Source organism: Massilia sp. CMS3.1 (assembly GCF_051262535.1).
In the GTDB taxonomy this organism is placed as follows: domain Bacteria; phylum Pseudomonadota; class Gammaproteobacteria; order Burkholderiales; family Burkholderiaceae_D; genus Telluria.
The window spans coordinates 146,135-162,698 of sequence record NZ_JBIMES010000009.1 but is presented as its reverse complement, the minus strand read 5'-3'; the positions used below and the strand labels follow the sequence as shown (position 1 = coordinate 162,698).

8 protein-coding genes are annotated in these 16,564 nt (G+C 64.9%); 6 read left to right on the top strand and 2 right to left on the bottom strand.

Going from position 1 to position 16,564, the window contains the following annotated elements:
- Nucleotides 1-2: 2 nt before the first annotated feature.
- Both ACHAC9_RS16055 and hemE read right to left on the bottom strand, forming a co-directional pair.
- Nucleotides 3-2,009 carry a primosomal protein N' gene (locus ACHAC9_RS16055; RefSeq protein ID WP_435761135.1) on the bottom strand — a complete coding sequence of 669 codons (2,007 nt, stop codon included), beginning with the start codon at nucleotides 2,007-2,009 and terminating at the stop codon, nucleotides 3-5.
- A gap of 564 nt (nucleotides 2,010-2,573) precedes the next feature.
- The gene (hemE, locus tag ACHAC9_RS16050) at nucleotides 2,574-3,656 is read right to left on the bottom strand and encodes a uroporphyrinogen decarboxylase (RefSeq protein ID WP_435761133.1); all 1,083 of its coding nucleotides are present in this window, start codon (nucleotides 3,654-3,656) and stop codon (nucleotides 2,574-2,576) included.
- Between the two features lie 137 nt (nucleotides 3,657-3,793).
- Here hemE and ACHAC9_RS16045 point away from each other — a divergent pair, with 137 nt between their 5' ends.
- The 6 genes from ACHAC9_RS16045 to ACHAC9_RS16020 all read left to right on the top strand — a co-directional run bounded on the left by ACHAC9_RS16045 (nucleotide 3,794) and on the right by ACHAC9_RS16020 (nucleotide 16,245).
- Entirely contained in the window at nucleotides 3,794-5,731 is a 1,938-nt protein-coding gene (locus tag ACHAC9_RS16045; RefSeq protein WP_435761131.1) for a prolyl oligopeptidase family serine peptidase, read from the top strand.
- Nucleotides 5,728-9,861 (top strand): DEAD/DEAH box helicase, encoded by a 4,134-nt coding sequence (locus ACHAC9_RS16040; RefSeq protein WP_435761129.1) that lies wholly within the window; start codon nucleotides 5,728-5,730, stop codon nucleotides 9,859-9,861. Before ACHAC9_RS16045 ends, ACHAC9_RS16040 begins: the two co-directional genes overlap by 4 nt.
- 51 nt (nucleotides 9,862-9,912) lie before the next feature.
- The gene (locus ACHAC9_RS16035) at nucleotides 9,913-10,395 is read left to right on the top strand and encodes a hypothetical protein (RefSeq protein ID WP_435761127.1); all 483 of its coding nucleotides are present in this window, start codon (nucleotides 9,913-9,915) and stop codon (nucleotides 10,393-10,395) included.
- A gap of 135 nt (nucleotides 10,396-10,530) precedes the next feature.
- On the top strand, nucleotides 10,531-12,483 hold the full coding sequence (locus tag ACHAC9_RS16030) for a DUF885 domain-containing protein (protein ID WP_435761125.1): 1,953 nt from the start codon (nucleotides 10,531-10,533) through the stop codon (nucleotides 12,481-12,483).
- Nucleotides 12,484-12,831: 348 nt separating this feature from the next.
- The gene (locus ACHAC9_RS16025; protein ID WP_435761123.1) at nucleotides 12,832-14,568 is read left to right on the top strand and encodes an extracellular catalytic domain type 1 short-chain-length polyhydroxyalkanoate depolymerase; all 1,737 of its coding nucleotides are present in this window, start codon (nucleotides 12,832-12,834) and stop codon (nucleotides 14,566-14,568) included.
- Nucleotides 14,569-14,745: 177 nt separating this feature from the next.
- Nucleotides 14,746-16,245, top strand: a complete 1,500-nt coding sequence (locus tag ACHAC9_RS16020; protein ID WP_435761121.1) for an alpha/beta hydrolase — start codon at nucleotides 14,746-14,748, stop codon at nucleotides 16,243-16,245.
- Nucleotides 16,246-16,564 lie beyond the last annotated feature (319 nt).

Genomic DNA, 16,564 nt, shown 5'->3' with positions numbered 1-16,564 from the left:
ACTTAAATGTCGAGCGGGTCCACTTCCAGCGACCAGCGCACCCGGCTTTTCAGCGCGCGCAGCAGGGATAACCATTCCTTCAAAAACGCCTGCAGGGCTGGACGCGAGGGCGACTCGACCAGCAGCTGGGCGCGGTCGACATTGTGGACCCGGGTCATCGTCATCGGGATCGGATCGTTGATGGTCACCGTATCAAACGGCAGGATGTCGCGCGCTTCTTCCAGGAAGGCGATCGCGGTGGCCAGTTCCGGCGCCTCGGCACGCAGCAGCGCCTGGTACATGTAGGGCGGCAGCGCAGCCTGGTGACGTTCCTCGAGCAGGTTCATGGCGAAGCGGTCGTAGTCGTGCCGCACCACGGCCGAATACAGCGGATGCTGGGCGTAGCGGGTCTGGATCAGCACCTCGGAGGGGAGACCGGCACGCCCGGCGCGGCCCGCCACCTGCATCAGCTGCGCGAACAGGCGCTCGCTGGCCCGGTAATCCTGCGAGAACAGGGCCGTGTCCGGGTTCAGGATGCCAACGAGGGTGAGCCTTTTGAAATCGTGGCCCTTGGCGACCATTTGCGTGCCGATCAGGATGTCGACTTCGCCGCGGTGCACGGTATCGAAGGCTTCCTGGGCGCTGCCCTTTTTTCTCGTGGAATCGGCATCGATGCGCAGGATGCGCGCCTCCGGGAACATGGCCGTGAGTCCCTCTTCGAAGCGCTGGGTGCCGCGTCCGAGCGGCTGCAGGTCGACGTTGCCGCAGGTCGGGCAATGGCGCGGGATGCGCAGCTCGAGGCTGCAGTGGTGGCAGCGCAGCCGGTGCTCGGGTTTATGCAGCACCATGAACGAGGTGCAGCGCGTGCAGTTGCTGATCCAGCCGCAGGCCTCGCAGGTGATCACGGGCGCATAGCCACGCCGGTTCAGGAACAGCAGCGACTGTTCGCCGCGCTCCAGGCGCTGACGCAATGCGCCCAACAGGCCGGCGGTGAGGCCGTCCTTCGGCTTGTCGCGTTCCATGTCGAGCAGGCGCACGGTCGGCAGCACGGCGTCGCGTACGGCGCGTTCGCGCAATTCGAGCTTGCGGTAGCGGCCAGTGAAGGCGTGGTGCCAGCTTTCCAGGGAGGGCGTGGCCGAACCGAGCACGATCGGAATGCTTAACTGGCGCGCGCGCCAGACGGCCAGGTCGCGCGCCGAATAGCGCAGGCCTTCCTGCTGCTTGTAGGAGGGGTCGTGCTCTTCGTCGATGACGATCAATTGCAGGTGCGGCAGCGAGGCCAGGATCGCCAGGCGCGTGCCGAGCACGATGCGCGCCTGGCCCTGGTGCGCAGCCAACCAGTGCAGCATGCGCTCGCCTTCGGACAGGCTGCTGTGCAGGGTCGCCAGCATCAGGCCCGGGAAGCGCGCGCGGATATTCCCCTCGAGCTGGGGCGTGAGGTTGATCTCGGGGACCAGGATCAGGATCTGCGCCTGCGGGTCGCGCGCCAATATCTGGGCGCAGGCCTGCAAATACACTTCGGTCTTGCCGCTGCCGGTCACGCCATACAGCAGCAAAGGCGTAAAACCGAGCGCGCCGCCGATGGCATCGGCCGCTTCCTGCTGCTCCGGGTTCAGCGGCGGCATGCCGATTGGCGCCGGATCGCCCGGCGGCGCCAGCTTCGCCATTTTTTTCAGTGCGCGATCGAGCGCCACGGTGGTCGGCACCCTCACATTTTTCGGCACGCCGGGCAGCGCCACTTCGCCCAGCGGACGCTGGTAGTAATCGGCCGCGAAGCCGGCCAGCGCCAGCCATTGCGGCGACAGGGGCGACAGCTGCTCGCGCACGGCGATCGCGTTCTTCAGTTTATCGGGCGGCACCTCGGTCTCGTGCGCGATCTCGACGATCAGCCCGACGACTTCGCGGCGCCCGAAACTGACCAGCGCCAACTGGCCGACCTGGGGCGTGCTGCCCTCCTCATGCGGCCAGCCATAATCGAACACGCTGTTGAGCGGTGTATCGAGTGCAATTCGAAGGATGCAGTGCGCCAATGTCCGACCTTGTATAAAAGCTGTGGAAAACTTTGTGGAGAATGATCCGCTTGACCACTGAAGAAGTTTACGTTAAGGCAAATGATGTACGGATCAGCCGCAAACAAGGCGAAATAAATCGTTTATATTCAATGACTTGCAAATAACGAAGTAGTCCACAGCAACTCGCTTCCCACATTGCAAGGATTGTGTATAACTACGTTTTTTCTTCTCGTAAATGCTCAGGCCGCGTGGATATTTAAACAAGACTCTGCAATGCCGCGCCTAAGTACCCGTAAACAATGAAAATTTTATCGCTGAGCTGGGCAGCCTGTGCATAACTTTGTGAACAAGACTTGGGAAACTGCGGTTTCTATGCTGAAAGCATAAATTCCAGGTATTCATGTATGCCAGGATTCAAAGATAAACCCGAGCAATTTCAAACACTTATGATTTCCCCGGGACCAGTGCACATGTCCACAGGTTCAAATTCCGCTGTTCCGCAACATGTGTACAAGTGTGAGATTGCAAGCACATTTCATGCGTGTGCCCGGCATCAGATATGCGGCGCTGCAACATTTTTAATCAGCGTGTGCGCTGGTCGCGGCTGAAGTTGTGCACCGCTTCCACCATCGCGGTCACCGACTCGGGCGGCGTGAATTGCGAGATCCCGTGGCCGAGGTTGAACACGTGGCCGGAGCCTTCCGACGGCGCGCCGTAGGCAGTGAGCGAGCGTTCGACTTCAACACGGATCTGCTCGGGCGAGGCGAACAGGATCGCCGGATCGAGGTTGCCCTGCAGGGCGACGCGCTCGCCCACCAGCGCACGCGCGCGGCCCAGGTTCACGGTCCAGTCGAGACCGAGCGCATCGGCGCCGCAATTGGCCATCTCGTCGAGCCAGATGCCGCCGCCCTTGGTAAAGACGATGGCCGGGATGCGCACGCCATCCTTCTCGCGCTGGAGCTGTGCCAGCACGCGTTCCATGTAGCGCAGCGAAAATTCCTGGTAGGCGCCGTCGGCCAGTGCCCCGCCCCAGGAATCGAAGATCATGACGGCCTGGGCGCCAGCGTCGATTTGCGCGTTCAGGTACTGGGCGACGGCGGTGGCGTTGATGTCGAGGATGCGGTGCATCAGGTCCGGACGCCCGTACAGCATCTTTTTGATCGTGTGGAACTCGCGCGAGCCCTGGCCCTCGACCATGTAGCAGGCCAGCGTCCACGGGCTGCCGGAAAAGCCGATCAGCGGCACGCGGCCATTGATCTCGGTGCGAATTTGCGTGACCGCCTTGAAGACATAGTCGAGCGATTCCATATCGGGCACGTTCAAGGCCATCACTTGCGCTTCAGTGCGCAGCGGACGCTCGAACTTCGGGCCTTCGCCGTCGGCGAAATACAGGCCCAGGCCCATCGCATCGGGCACCGTCAGGATGTCCGAGAACAGGATCGAGGCATCCAGCGCAAAGCGGTCGAGCGGCTGCAGCGTCACTTCGGTGGCGTAGTCCGGATTCTTTGCCAGGCCCAGGAACGAACCGGCGCGCGCACGCGTGGCGCGGTATTCCGGCAGGTAGCGCCCCGCCTGCCGCATCAGCCATACGGGCGTGTACTCGGTCGGCTGGCGCAGCAGCGCGCGCAGGAAAGTGTCGTTCTTGAGCGGAGCAAATTGTGGCATGGCTGACAATAAAGGACGTCGGAGGACGGCTATTATCGCATTCCTTGCCTTTCCACTGCGGCAGGCCCGCGAACGCCGTCCATCGGCGTGGACTCATATAATGTGGTTCCAACGTTGATAAGCCATACGATGCCACCATGACTGAGTCGCCCCGCAAGCAGGCCGCCGCGAGCGGTACCTGGATTTCCCCGATCAGCGCCGCCGTGGTTGCGGCCGGCGCCGTGCCGCTGTCGCAGATCGCACTCGACGGGCCTGACGTGCTGTGGCTGGCCGGCCGCGCCAGCGAAGCGGGCCGCACCACGCTGCAGCGCCTGCGCGCAGGCGCGGCCGCCGAACTCACGGGGGCCCCGTTCAATGTACGCACCCGCGTGCACGAGTATGGCGGCGGCGCGTATGCCGCCGATGGCGGCACGGTCTGGTTCTCGCATTTCGCCGACAACCATCTTTATCGAGCCGAGGACGGTGGCGCACCCGTCATGCTGACGAAAGAGGCAGCCGTGCGCTATGCCGACTTCGTGCCGGACCGCGCGCGCAGCCGCCTGGTCGCGGTGCGCGAAGATCATTTGGCGGGCGAAGCCTATCCGGTCAATACCATCTGCGCGGTCGGCTTCGACGGCAGCGAGACCGTCCTCGTCGACGGCAACGACTTTTATGCGGCGCCGCGCCTGTCCCCGGATGGGCGCCAGCTGGCCTGGCTGTGCTGGGACCACCCGCGCATGCCGTGGCAGGGCACCGAACTGTGGGTCGCCGATGTCAACCCCGACGGCAGCCTGGTCGACGGACGCCTGATCGCGGGCGGCATGGATGAATCGATCTGCCAGCCGGAATGGTCGCCCGGCGGCCTGCTGCATTTCGTGTCGGACCGCAGCGGCTGGTGGAATTTGTACCGCTTCGAGGCCGGCGTCGTGCATCCTCTGTGCCCGCGCGACGCCGAATTCGGCGGGCCGCAGTGGAACTTCGGCGGCTCTATGTACGGGTTCCGCTCGGACGACGAAATCATCTGCACCTATATCGAGGACGGCATCAGCCGCCTGGGCCGCCTGTCGACGCGCGGCTGCGCCTTGACCCCGATCGAGACGCCGTACCAGGAGATCAAGGAAGTGCGTGTCTCGCCGGAGCTGGTCGCCGTGCTGGCCGGTTCGCCGACCATCGCACTGGAAATCGCCCTGATCGACCCGGAGAATGGAAAACGCACCGTATTGGTGCAATCAATCGACGATTTACCAGGCGAAGGTTATCTGTCGGTCCCGCAGAGCATCCGCTATCCGAGCATGAAGGGACGCACGGCCTACGCGTTTTATTACGCGCCGGCGAATGACGACTTCGAACTTCCCTCCGGCGAGCTGCCGCCCCTCATCGTCATCGGCCACGGCGGCCCGACCAGCATGGCGGCCAGCACCCTGAAACTGGCGACCCAGTTCTGGACCAGCCGCGGCTTCGCCGTGCTCGACGTGAACTATGGCGGCAGTTCGGGCTTCGGGCGCCTCTACCGCGACCTGCTCAAGGGCCAGTGGGGCGTCATCGACGTCGAGGATTGCGTGGCCGGCGCGCGCCACCTGGCCGCGCAGGGGCTGGTCGATGCGGACCGCCTCCTGATCCGCGGCAGCAGCGCCGGCGGCCTGACGACCCTGTGCGCGCTCACTTTCCACGACGTGTTCAAGGCCGGCGCCAGCTATTACGGCGTGTCCGACCTGGCCGGCCTGGACGCCGATTCGCACAAGTTCGAATCGCACTACAACGAATACCTGATCGCGCCAAAGGCGCAAGCCCAGGCCGTGTACCGCGAGCGCTCGCCGATCCACCACACCGATGCCTTGAAACGCCCGATGATTTTCTTCCAGGGCCTGGACGACAAGGTCGTGCCGCCGCAGCAGTCGGAAACGATGGTCGATGCCCTGCGCGCACGCGGCGTTCCGGTGGCCTACCTCACGCTCGAGGGCGAAGGACACGGCTTCAGGAAGGCCGACAGCGTGGTGCGTACTTTGGAAGCGGAGCTGGCGTTTTATTTGCGCGTGTTCGGCATTGCGCTGCCTGAAGGCTTGCCGCAGCTGGAGATCGAGAACCTGGCTGCATGAACGAGGCATCCCTGCTCCACCACTTCGAGCACTGCTCGTCGGTCCCGAAGACCATCCTCGCCGTGCTGGCGCTGGCGGGCGAGCCGCTCGGGCGCACGCGCCTGGGCGAGCAACTCGACGCGCTCAGCGTGCTCGATTCGGACCAGCATCTTGCCGACTGCCTGGCCATCCTGCAACAGCACGGCCTGACCAGCATGGTGACCGGGCGCGGCACCATCATCAAACCGGACATCGCGTGGCCTGCGATGGACTTCCTGCTCCGTAGCGGCCGCTTCGGCGAAATGCGCGAGATCTACGAAGTGTTCAACCCGCTGCGGCGCGACTGGCAGGGCATTCCGGTGCTGCGCAGTTACCGCCAGGGCGTGGCGCTACTGCGCATGGCGCTGATCGGTGGCGACGGTCCGAAATCGATTGCGCCGCTGCTGAATGCCTGCCTGCGCTGCCACGAAGCGGCGTATCTGCACCCGCTGGTCGAGATTTGCGCGCACCCGTTCGAACCAGGCCTGATCGAGCGTATCAACCCGGCACTGCGCGACGAAGTGTTGACGGTGCTGATCAACCACGTCCAGCGCGAGCCGGCCATGGCGCCGGCGGTGCGCGCCTATGCCGAAGCGCAGGTGGCGCAGGGCGGCGCATCGATGGCGTTGCGGATCGCCCTGGCCGAACACCTGATCCTGTGCGGCCGCCTGGACGACGCGGGAACGCTGCTGCAGGACCTCGACGATTCGGCCGCGCTGTTCTACCGCAGCGTGCTGCTGCTCCTGCGCGACCACATCGACGAAGCACTGAGCGGCTTCGACGCGGCCTTGAAGCTGCTGCGGCGCGAGACCGGCAAGCGAAAGGCCGTGTTCGGGGGCATCGGCGGCCACCTGTACGTGGCGGCGCTGCTGCGGCGCGCCGATGCGAAACACGGGAAGGCCGTCGAGAGCTATCTCGACAGCGCCACGCGCGCCGTGCAGAGCCACGACACGGCCGTCTATCAACAATTGAGCATGTTGCGCCAGATCCGCGGCGGCACGGTCGACGCCGAAGTGCTGCCGTCGCGGAACTGGGAAACGGCGCTGCAGCCAGTACTGTTCCGCGCCCTGCTGCACTGGTGGCTCGGGATGCCGCAATTGTCCAGCCAGCGCGCCCGGCTGGAAGAAGCGCTGGCCCAGGCGGAAAGCGCCGGCTTCGATTTCCTGAGCAGCCAGCTGGCAGGCCTGCTCGGCCAGTTGGGCGGCATTCGTCACGAGCAGCGCGCCATCGCCCTGCGCCAGCAGCATCGCTTCACTGACATGACCCACTGGTTCGAGCGCGAGCAGCCCTGGGAGCGTCAATTAAATGCGCTGATCAACCTGCAGCCGGCCGTGAACGTCGAGGTGGTCAAGGAGTCGCGCCTGGTCTGGCTGATCCGCTACGACGAGCACCTGGGCGTGCAGGAGCTCGAACCGCGCGAACAGAAGCGCGACGCGCAGGGCGCCTGGAGCCGCGGCCGTCCGATGGGCTTGAAACGCCTGACGGAAGACGCGGGCACGCTCGACTTCCTGAGCGCGCAGGATGTATTGGCGGTATCCTCCATCGGCGCTTCTCGCCAGTACTACGGCAGCGGCCTGCGCTACGAATTCGATCTCGACAAAGCTTTATCGGCGCTGATCGGCCACCCGCTGCTGTTCTGGTTCGATGCGCCCGGCACCCGGGTCGAACTGCTGCCGGGCGAGCCGGAACTGCTGGTAAAAGCGGCGCGCGAACACGTGACGATCTCGCTGCGTCCGCCCGTGCATGAGAACAGTGGCGACGTGGTCGTGTCGCGCGAGACGCCGACCCGCCTGCGCGTGGTGCGCGTGCGCGACGAGCACCGCCGCATCGGGGCGATCGTCGGCGAAGCCTTGGTCGTGCCGCTCGAGGCCGAGGTGCGCGTGCTGCAAGCGATCGGCGCGATTTCCTCGATCGTCACGGTGCAGTCGGACATCGGCGCCAGCGCCGCCGACATCGAACGAATCGCCGCCGATGCGCGCCTGCACGTGCACCTGCTGCCCTACCAGCACGGCCTGCGCATGCGCATCCTGGTGCGTCCGCTGCCCAATACCGGCGCCTATTACGCGCCCGGCAGCGGCGCCGAGCGCGTGCTCGCCGATTTCAACGGCATTCGCACCGAAGCCAAGCGCGACCTGAACGCCGAGCGCGAAGCCGAGCGCGAGCTGGTCGCCTCCTGCCGCGCGCTCGAGAGCGCCGAAGAGGAGCACGGCGAATGGCTGCTCGGGCAACCGATCGGGTGCCTGGAGCTGGTCAGCGAACTGCAGGAGATCGACCCATCGCGCGTCGTGATCGGCTGGCCGGAGGGCGAGCCTTTCCGCGTCAGCAAAAAGGTGGCGTCGACCTCGGTGCGCATCAACATCAAGCGCGACAAGGACTGGTTTGCCGCGAACGGAGAAGTCGCCATCGACGAGGGCCGCGTGATGGATCTGCGCGCGCTGCTCGACAAAGTGCGCGCCGGCGACGGGCGCTTCGTGGCGCTGGGCGACAACCAGTTCCTCGCGCTGACGAACGAATTGCACCGGCGCCTGCTCGATGTCGCCGCCTTTACCGACGCCGACGGCGAGGTGTTACGGGTGCACCCGCTGGCCAGCTTCGCGCTGGAAGAACTGGCCCTTGGTGCGGGCGCCGTGGAAGCGGACAAGGCATGGCGTGCGCATATTAAGAAAATGGCGGACAACGTGGCCTATGAACCGCAGTTGCCGTCGACCTTGCAGGCCGAGCTGCGCGACTACCAGCGCGAAGGTTTCGAATGGCTCGCGCGCCTGGCGCACTGGGGCGTCGGCGCCTGCCTGGCCGACGACATGGGACTTGGCAAAACCCTGCAGGCGCTGGCCCTGATGCTGCTGCGCGCGCCGAACGGCCCGACCCTGGTCGTCGCGCCGACCTCGGTGTGCACCAACTGGATCGCGGAAACCGAGCGCTTCGCGCCGACCTTGAACATCAAACTGTTCGGGCCGGGCGAGCGCGCCGACATGATCGAGCGGGCGGACAAATTCGACGTCATCGTCGCCAGCTACGGCCTGCTGCAACTGGAAGCGCCGCTGTTCGCAAAAAAGCGCTGGCACACGATCGTGATGGACGAGGCGCAGTCGTTCAAGAATGCGGCGACGCGCCGCTCGCAGGCGGTGATGGCATTGCAGGGCGATTTCCGGATGGTGGCGACCGGCACGCCGCTGGAAAACCACCTGGGAGAACTCTGGAACCTGTTCCGCTTCATCAATCCGGGCCTGCTCGGCAGCGCCGACCAGTTTCAATTGCGCTTTGCCGGCCCGATCGAAAAGGCGCAGGACAAGCGCGCGGCAAGCGCGGCGCGGGCACGCCTGAAACGCCTGACGCAGCCTTTCATCCTGCGCCGTACCAAGAGCCAGGTGCTGACCGAGCTGCCGCCGCGCACCGAGATCGTTCTCCCGGTGGAACTGAGCCCGGAGGAGACGGCGCTGTACGAATCGCTGCGCCGCGAAGCGCTCGATAAACTGGCGTCCCTGGAGGCGCCGCAGAGCCAGAAATCGATCGCGATCCTGGCCGAGATGATGAGATTACGCCGCGCCTGCTGCAATCCCGAGCTGGTCGCGCCTGGCCTGGGTATCCCGAGCAGCAAGCTGGCCACCTTCGCGCACCTGCTCGATGGCCTGCTCGAGAACCGCCACAAGGTGCTCGTGTTCAGCCAGTTCGTCGATCATTTGTCCCTGATCCGCAAGCACCTCGATGCGCGCGGCATCCGCTACCAGTACCTCGACGGCTCGACGCCGATGCAGGAGCGTAAAAAGCGGGTCGACGCCTTCCAGGCCGGAGAAGGCGATTTGTTCCTCATTAGCCTGAAGGCGGGTGGGGTCGGCATCAACCTCACCGCAGCCGATTATGTGATCCACATGGACCCGTGGTGGAACCCGGCAGTCGAAGACCAGGCCTCGGACCGCGCGCACCGCATGGGCCAGCTGCGCCCGGTGACGATCTACCGCCTGGTAGCGCGCCACACGATCGAGGAAGGCATCGTCGACCTGCACCGCCACAAGCGCGACCTGGCCGACAGCCTGCTGGAGGGGGGCGACCTGTCGGCGCGCATGGCGCCAGGCGAGATGCTGGCGATGCTGCAGCAGGGGCTGGGTGGGTAGCGCTGCCGGGCATTCCATGTGATGATTCCGCTTTTGTAACGGAACACCGATATGGACGAACAGAACGCGCTCGCCTCGTCGACAGCCCAGGTCATCGGCGTCAAGTCCTGGCTCGCGTATGCCGGCGTGCTGGCGCTGGCGGTGATCCTGTTCGGCGTGCTGCTGCCGCTGGCCTTCCTGTGGCACGACATGGCGGCGCTCGCGGTGCTGCTGCTGTCGGCCCTGCTGGTGGCCTACGAGTTCCTGCACGTGCGCAGCGTGCAGCTGTACATGGACGAGCTTGGCGTCTGGGTGCATTCGGGCGTGCTGCCATGGAAGCAGGGTATTACCGGCGTGAAGTGGCGCGACATGGACGAAGCGACCTACGTCAACGGCTTTCGTAGCTGGGCCACGCGCTCGTACACGGTGCGCGTCAAGCACCGCTTTACGCAGGACAGTGAGATCGTCCTGACCAACATCGCAGGCGGCAAGGGAGCGGTCGCCATCGTCAATGCGCGCCACCAGGCCCTGATCCGCACCGGCTCCGTCGATTGATGGACTGCCCTGCAAGCTGACCTGATACAAACCCGCGGAAACGCAATCCGCGCGAAAAATGCTAATCTGGCGCGCTGCCGCGTTGGCTTAGCCGCGCCGCCCACCCGACATCTCCATCTTTACGGGCCGAATACGATGATGAAAACGAAACTCCTGCTGGCAGCCATGATCGCCAGCCTCGCGCTGGCGCCGGCCAGCGCCAAGCAAACCAAAACGGCGAAGCCGAAAGCGGCCAAGGTCGTCAAATCGAAAGCGTCCGCCAAGCGCGTCGCCGCCCCGGTCGCCAGGGCGCAAGCCAAGGGCAAGCCAGGCAAGGGCAAGGCGCTGGCCGCCGCTGCCGCCACGGGCACCGTCGTTGCGGCCGTTGCATCACAGCCGGCAGAGGCGCAAAGCCCGGCACCTGCATCGAACGAAAAGCGCCTCGACCGCCGAGTCGACAGCCTCGGCATGCAGTACCTGACGGCGCTGTGGCGCGTCGATCCGGAAGGCGCCATTGCGGTCGGCAAGTTCGAGGCCGCCGCCAACCTGACGCTTCCCGATGCCGCCACGCGCGCGAAAAAACTCGCGTTCGCCAACGAGTGGCTCGAGAAATTCGGCAAGATCGACACGCGCCAGCTGTCGCCGCGCCAGCGCACCGACCTCGCCCTGCTCGTCAACAAGTTGGAAAACGACCGCTGGCGCTTGACGACGCTGCGCGAATTCGAATGGAACCCGGCGCAGTACAACATCGCCCAGCCGCTCGACCTGGTCCTCAATACCGACTACGCCGCGAAACCGCAGCGCCTGCGCACCATCCTGAAACGCCTGGCGACCGTGCCGGCGTATTACCAGGCGGCGCAAGGCTCCATCGTCAACCCGACGCGCGAACACACGCAGCTGGCGATCGCGCAGGCGCCGGGCACATTGGTCGTGCTCGCCGACCTTGGCCAGGCCGCGCAAAGCTCGATCCTGAATGCCCAGGAAAAGGCGCTGTTCGCGCGCCGCATCGCCGCCGCCGGCAGTGCCGTGATCGGGTATGTCGACTTCCTGAGCAACCTGGAAAAGACCCAGTCGGCCAGCGGCAAGGCGCGCCCGTTCAGGCTCGGGAAAGCCTTGTACGAACAAAAATTCGCGCTCGAGATCCAATCGGCCAGCAGCGCCGAGCAGACCTACCGCAAGGCGCTGGCGGCACGCGAAGAACTGCTCACGCGGATGAACACGATTTCGGACGAACTCTGGCCGCGCTACATGGCCGGCACGGACAAGCCGAACGACCGCTTCCAGAAGATCGGCATGCTGATCGACCGTTTATCCGTGCGCCACGTCGCACGCGAAAACTTCTTCCCCGAGATCCGGCGCCAGATCCCGCTGTTGCAGGACTGGGTGATCAAGAACGATCTGCTCACGCTCGATCCGGGCAAACCGCTGGAAGTGCGCGAGACGCCGATGTACCAGCGCGGCGTGGCCGGCGCCAGCATCGATGCGCCCGGACCCTACCGTCCGAAGGACAAGACCTGGTACAACGTGACGCCGCTCGATGGCTTGTCCGCCGAGCAGGCCGAGAGCAGCCTGCGCGAGTACAACGAGTGGATCCTGCAGATCCTGAACATCCATGAGGCGATCCCCGGCCATTACGCCCAGCTGGTGCACGCGAACCGTTCGCCCTCGCTCGTCAAATCCCTGTTCGGGAATGGCGCGATGGTCGAGGGCTGGGCCGTGTACGGCGAGCGCATGATGCTGGAGTCGGGCTACGGCGGCAACGCGCCCGAGATGTGGCTGATGTACTCGAAGTGGAACCTGCGCAGCGTCACCAACACCATCCTCGACTACTCGGTGCACGTAAACGGCATGGGCCGCGAGGCGGCACTCGACCTGTTGACACGCCAGGCCTTCCAGACGCGCCAGGAAGCGACGGAGAAGTGGCGCCGCGTGCAGCTGTCGTCGGTGCAGCTGACCAGCTACTTCAGCGGCTATGCCGAGATCATGGAATTGCGCGAGCAGCGCCGCCAGGCACTGGGGGAACGCTTCAACCAGAAGCAGTTCCACGACCAGTTCCTCAGTTACGGCAATGCGCCGGTGAAGATGATTGCGGAACTGATGCGCGATTGATTTGACAAGCGACCGCAAACGACCGGGGCCATTCGATGTGCCCCGGTTTTTTTATGTCCGTGCGGGTTCGTGGCCCCTCCGCGGCGCTGTGCAAAACCGCACAAACGGCGTGCCTGCGTGCCGCTTGTGCCGTGTTCATTCAAGCCTAGAATACCCTGGCGACTTCCCGTCGCGATAACTATACCGACAGCCGGAGACAAGCCATGCCCACTTTTCCTTCGCCCGCCTCCTAGCGTTCATTCGCAAGCTGCCTGCTTTCCCGTGTCACCCATCCCGGCGCGCCCGTGCGACGCCGTCGCGTCCTCACGCCCGGGTTGATCAACGTGCTTCACGCAACGGAGGCTTTACATGGCATTCAATTTCCAACGGGCGGCCCGCCAGGCTGTTCTTCTCGCTGCATTGTCCCCCTGGGTTGGCGCCCAGGCCCAGGTACAGGCCGGACCCGGCGCCTGGTCCGGCAACCAGACCTGGGCCACCGATACGGTCAACGGCGGCGCCCTCACCGGCTACTACTACTGGCCGGCCACGGCGCCGTCCCTGGCCGGCAAGCGCGCACTGGTGCTGGTGCTGCACGGCTGCTCCCAGAGCGCCGTCGGCGACGTCATCGACGGCACAAGCGACAAGGGCTACAACTGGAAAGGCGTGGCCGACCAGTACGGCGCCGTCATCCTGGCGCCGAACGCCACCGGCAACCTGTATGGCGTGCATTGCTGGGACTGGGCGAAGAGCACCCACAGCCGCAGCACCGGCCACTCGGGCATCCTGCTCGACCTGATCAACCGTTTCGTCAGCAATCCGCAGTATGCGATCGATCCGAAGCAGGTGTATGTCACCGGCCTGTCCTCGGGCGGCGCCCAAACCATGGTGATGGGCTGCCTGGCGCCGGACATTTTCGCGGGCCTGGGCATCAATGCCGGTCCGCCGCCGGGCGTGACGACCACGCAGATCGGCATGGTCCCGTCCGGGTACACGGCCAGCACCGCCGGCAACAACTGTAAAAACCTGGCCGGCACGAATGTCTCCCAGTTCGCGACGCAGGTTGCCGGCGTCATCTGGGGCACGGGCGACTACACGGTGGCGCAGGGGTATGGGCCGCTCGACGCGGCAGCGATGCGCATCGCCTACGGCGGCACGTTCACCAAGGGCGCGGCCGTGAGCGTGCCCACCGGCGGCAGCAACATCCCCTACCTTGATGCCGCCGGCAAGGTGCGCACCTCGGAGATCACGGTCACCGGCATGGGCCACGCCTGGCCCGCCGGCAGCGGCGGCCAGAGCACGAATTATGTCGACGCGACCAAGGTGAACTATCCATCCTTCGTCATGGACTTCTGGTTCAAGAACAACCTGCGCGTGGCGCGCGCGGCGCCGCCATCGATGGCCTCGTGCAGCGCCAGCGTTCTTGGCTCGACCGTGACAATCAACGGCGCTGCGAGCGGACCGATCGGCAGTTACCAGGTCGTGCTGGACGGGCCGACGCCGGTGAACGATGCGGCCGCCGGCAGCGGCGCCAGTTTCAGTAAAGCCTATACCGGCCGCGCCGACGGTTACTACAGCGGCAGCGTGACCGCCACCGACAGCGGCACCGGCCTGACGTCGGCTGCCTGCAACATCGCCCAGTTCCTGGTCGGCAGCGCACCGGCGTTACAGGCGCCGGCCGGCCTTGCAGTCGGTACGCGCACGGCCAGCAGCATCGCCCTGACCTGGAACGCGTCGAACGGCGCCACCGGCTACAACGTCTACCGCAACGGCAGCAAAGTCAATGGCGCGGCGCTGGCATCGACGGGCTACACGGATACGGGCCTGGCGGGGGCGACCAGTTACAGCTACCAGGTCTCGGCGCTCGGCAACGGCGGGGTCGAGAGCGCGCGTTCGGCGACGGTGAGCGGCAGCACGACCTCGGGTTTTGTGTGCACCACGACCAATGCCAGCAACTACGCGCATGTGACGGCAGGCCGTGCCCATGCGAGCGGCGGCTATGCGCTGGCGAATGGCTCGAACCAGAACATGGGCCTGAACAATACCTTCTATACGTCGACGCTGGCGCAGACCTCGGCCGGCTATTACGTCATCGGTAGTTGCCCGTAATTCCATCAAGGCGCAGGACTTTGCCGGGGTCTAAAAACCCCGGTTTTTTTTCGCCTGTTGCAAGCCGGCTTCATCACATCATGCTTCGCTTACATTGTTCTCCAATTAACTCTAGAATTAAACCGCCAAGCGGACTCTAGTTTCGCTGTGCAAAACAATAATTTATGGAGACATTTGATGAAAAAGCAGCTCAGCATGTTCGTGTCACGTCGACTCATTCCGCCACTGCTGGCGACGCTCGCCCTGTCGGCCTGCGGCGGCAGCGACGACGATCCGGTACGGCCACCCCAGGCGACGGTCACCCCGGTTCCCGTTACGGTGGCGCCGGAATCGACGCGCGCCCAGGACACGCGCACCTTCGCCGCAGTCCAGACTGCCACGACCTTCGCGGCCATGACGGGTGCGCCGGCGACGGATCGCTGGTCGGGCGTCCTGAACAACGCCAGCTACCAGGTCGAGGTGCCGGCGAACTGGAACGGCATGCTCGTGATGTATGCGCACGGTTATGCGGGCGAAGGGGCCAACCTGTCGGTGGCGCCGCCGGCGATCCGGCGCCACCTGCTGAGCCAGGGCTATGCCTGGGCAGCCTCGAGCTACAGCAAGAATTACTATGATGTGCGCGCCGGCGTCGAAGACACCAATGCGCTGGCGATCGAGTTCGTCAATATCGCGCAGAAAAACGGCAGGACCTTGAACGCCCCATTCAAAACCTACATCATGGGGGTGTCGATGGGCGGGCACGTCTCGGCCGCCGCCGTCGACGAGGAAAACATCGCCACCGCCGTCAACCGGATCCGCTACAACGGCGCCGTCCCGATGTGCGGCGTGCTCGGCGACACCGAACTGTTCGATTATTTTGCCGCCTACCAGACCGCCGCGCAGGTGGAAGCCGGCATGCCCGCCACCAGCTGGCCAGTGGCGAACTGGGCGACCGTCGGACCGCAAGTGCAGGCGAAATTGTTCTCCAGCTTCCCGGGCGGCACGCCGAATGGCCCGGCCGTGCCGACCGCCCAGGGCATGCGCCTGAAGCAAATCGTCCAGAACCTGACCGGCGGCCCGCGCCCGCTGTTCGACTTCGCCTACGCCGGGGCGCTGCAAAACACCGTCTGGGGCGTGTTTGGACGCGACGGCAAGGTCAACGGCATCCTGGGCGAAGATGGCGTGTCGACCAGGGACATCGTGTTCCAGCTCGATGCCGACCCGGCGCTCAGTACCGAAGAGCAGGCTTATAACGCCTCGATCTTCCGCGTCCAGGGAACGCCCGAGGCAAACCGCTTGCGCCGCGACGGCTTGCGCTGGATTCCGAAGACGAATGCCCAGATCAAGGTTCCGGTGGTCACCATTCACACGCTGGGCGACATGTACGTGCCTTTTAAAATGGAGCAGATCTATAAACGCCGCGCCGACGCCGCCGGCACCTCGGGCCTCTTGGTGCAGCGCGCGATCCGCGGCATCAGCCACTGCGACTTCACGATTGCCGAGCAGGTCGCCGCTTTCGAGGCAATGGTGAAATGGGAACAGCAAGGCGTGAAACCGGAAGGGGATGATGTGCTGACGCCGGCAGTCGTGGCCGATCCGAAGTACGGCTGCAAGTTCACGAACAATACCGCGTCCGAGGGAGACAGCGCGACACTGTTGAACACGCGCAAATCGCTGCCACAGTGCACCGGGTCGTGATGCCATCCGCTTGAACGTGAACGCCGGCTTGTAGAAGCCGGCGTTTTTTTTGGGCGGCGCCGGCGCATGGCCGCTTCCGGTTGGCTCGGAATTTGCATATGTACACGACGAGCTGAACGCGAAAAGGATCGTCGAATGCTGCTTCGAAACGATGTACTCGACTAGCTGGCGCCCCCCCGCGCACGCTGCGCATCCTGTGGATCGACCCTGTGCAGCGCCTGGTTTATACCTACCGGATGGGCCTGGCCGGCGCCAGCCCTTGCGCAGCCTCGCTCGCCCGACTGTGTCGGCCAAAAAAAATCCGCATACCTGAAGGTCT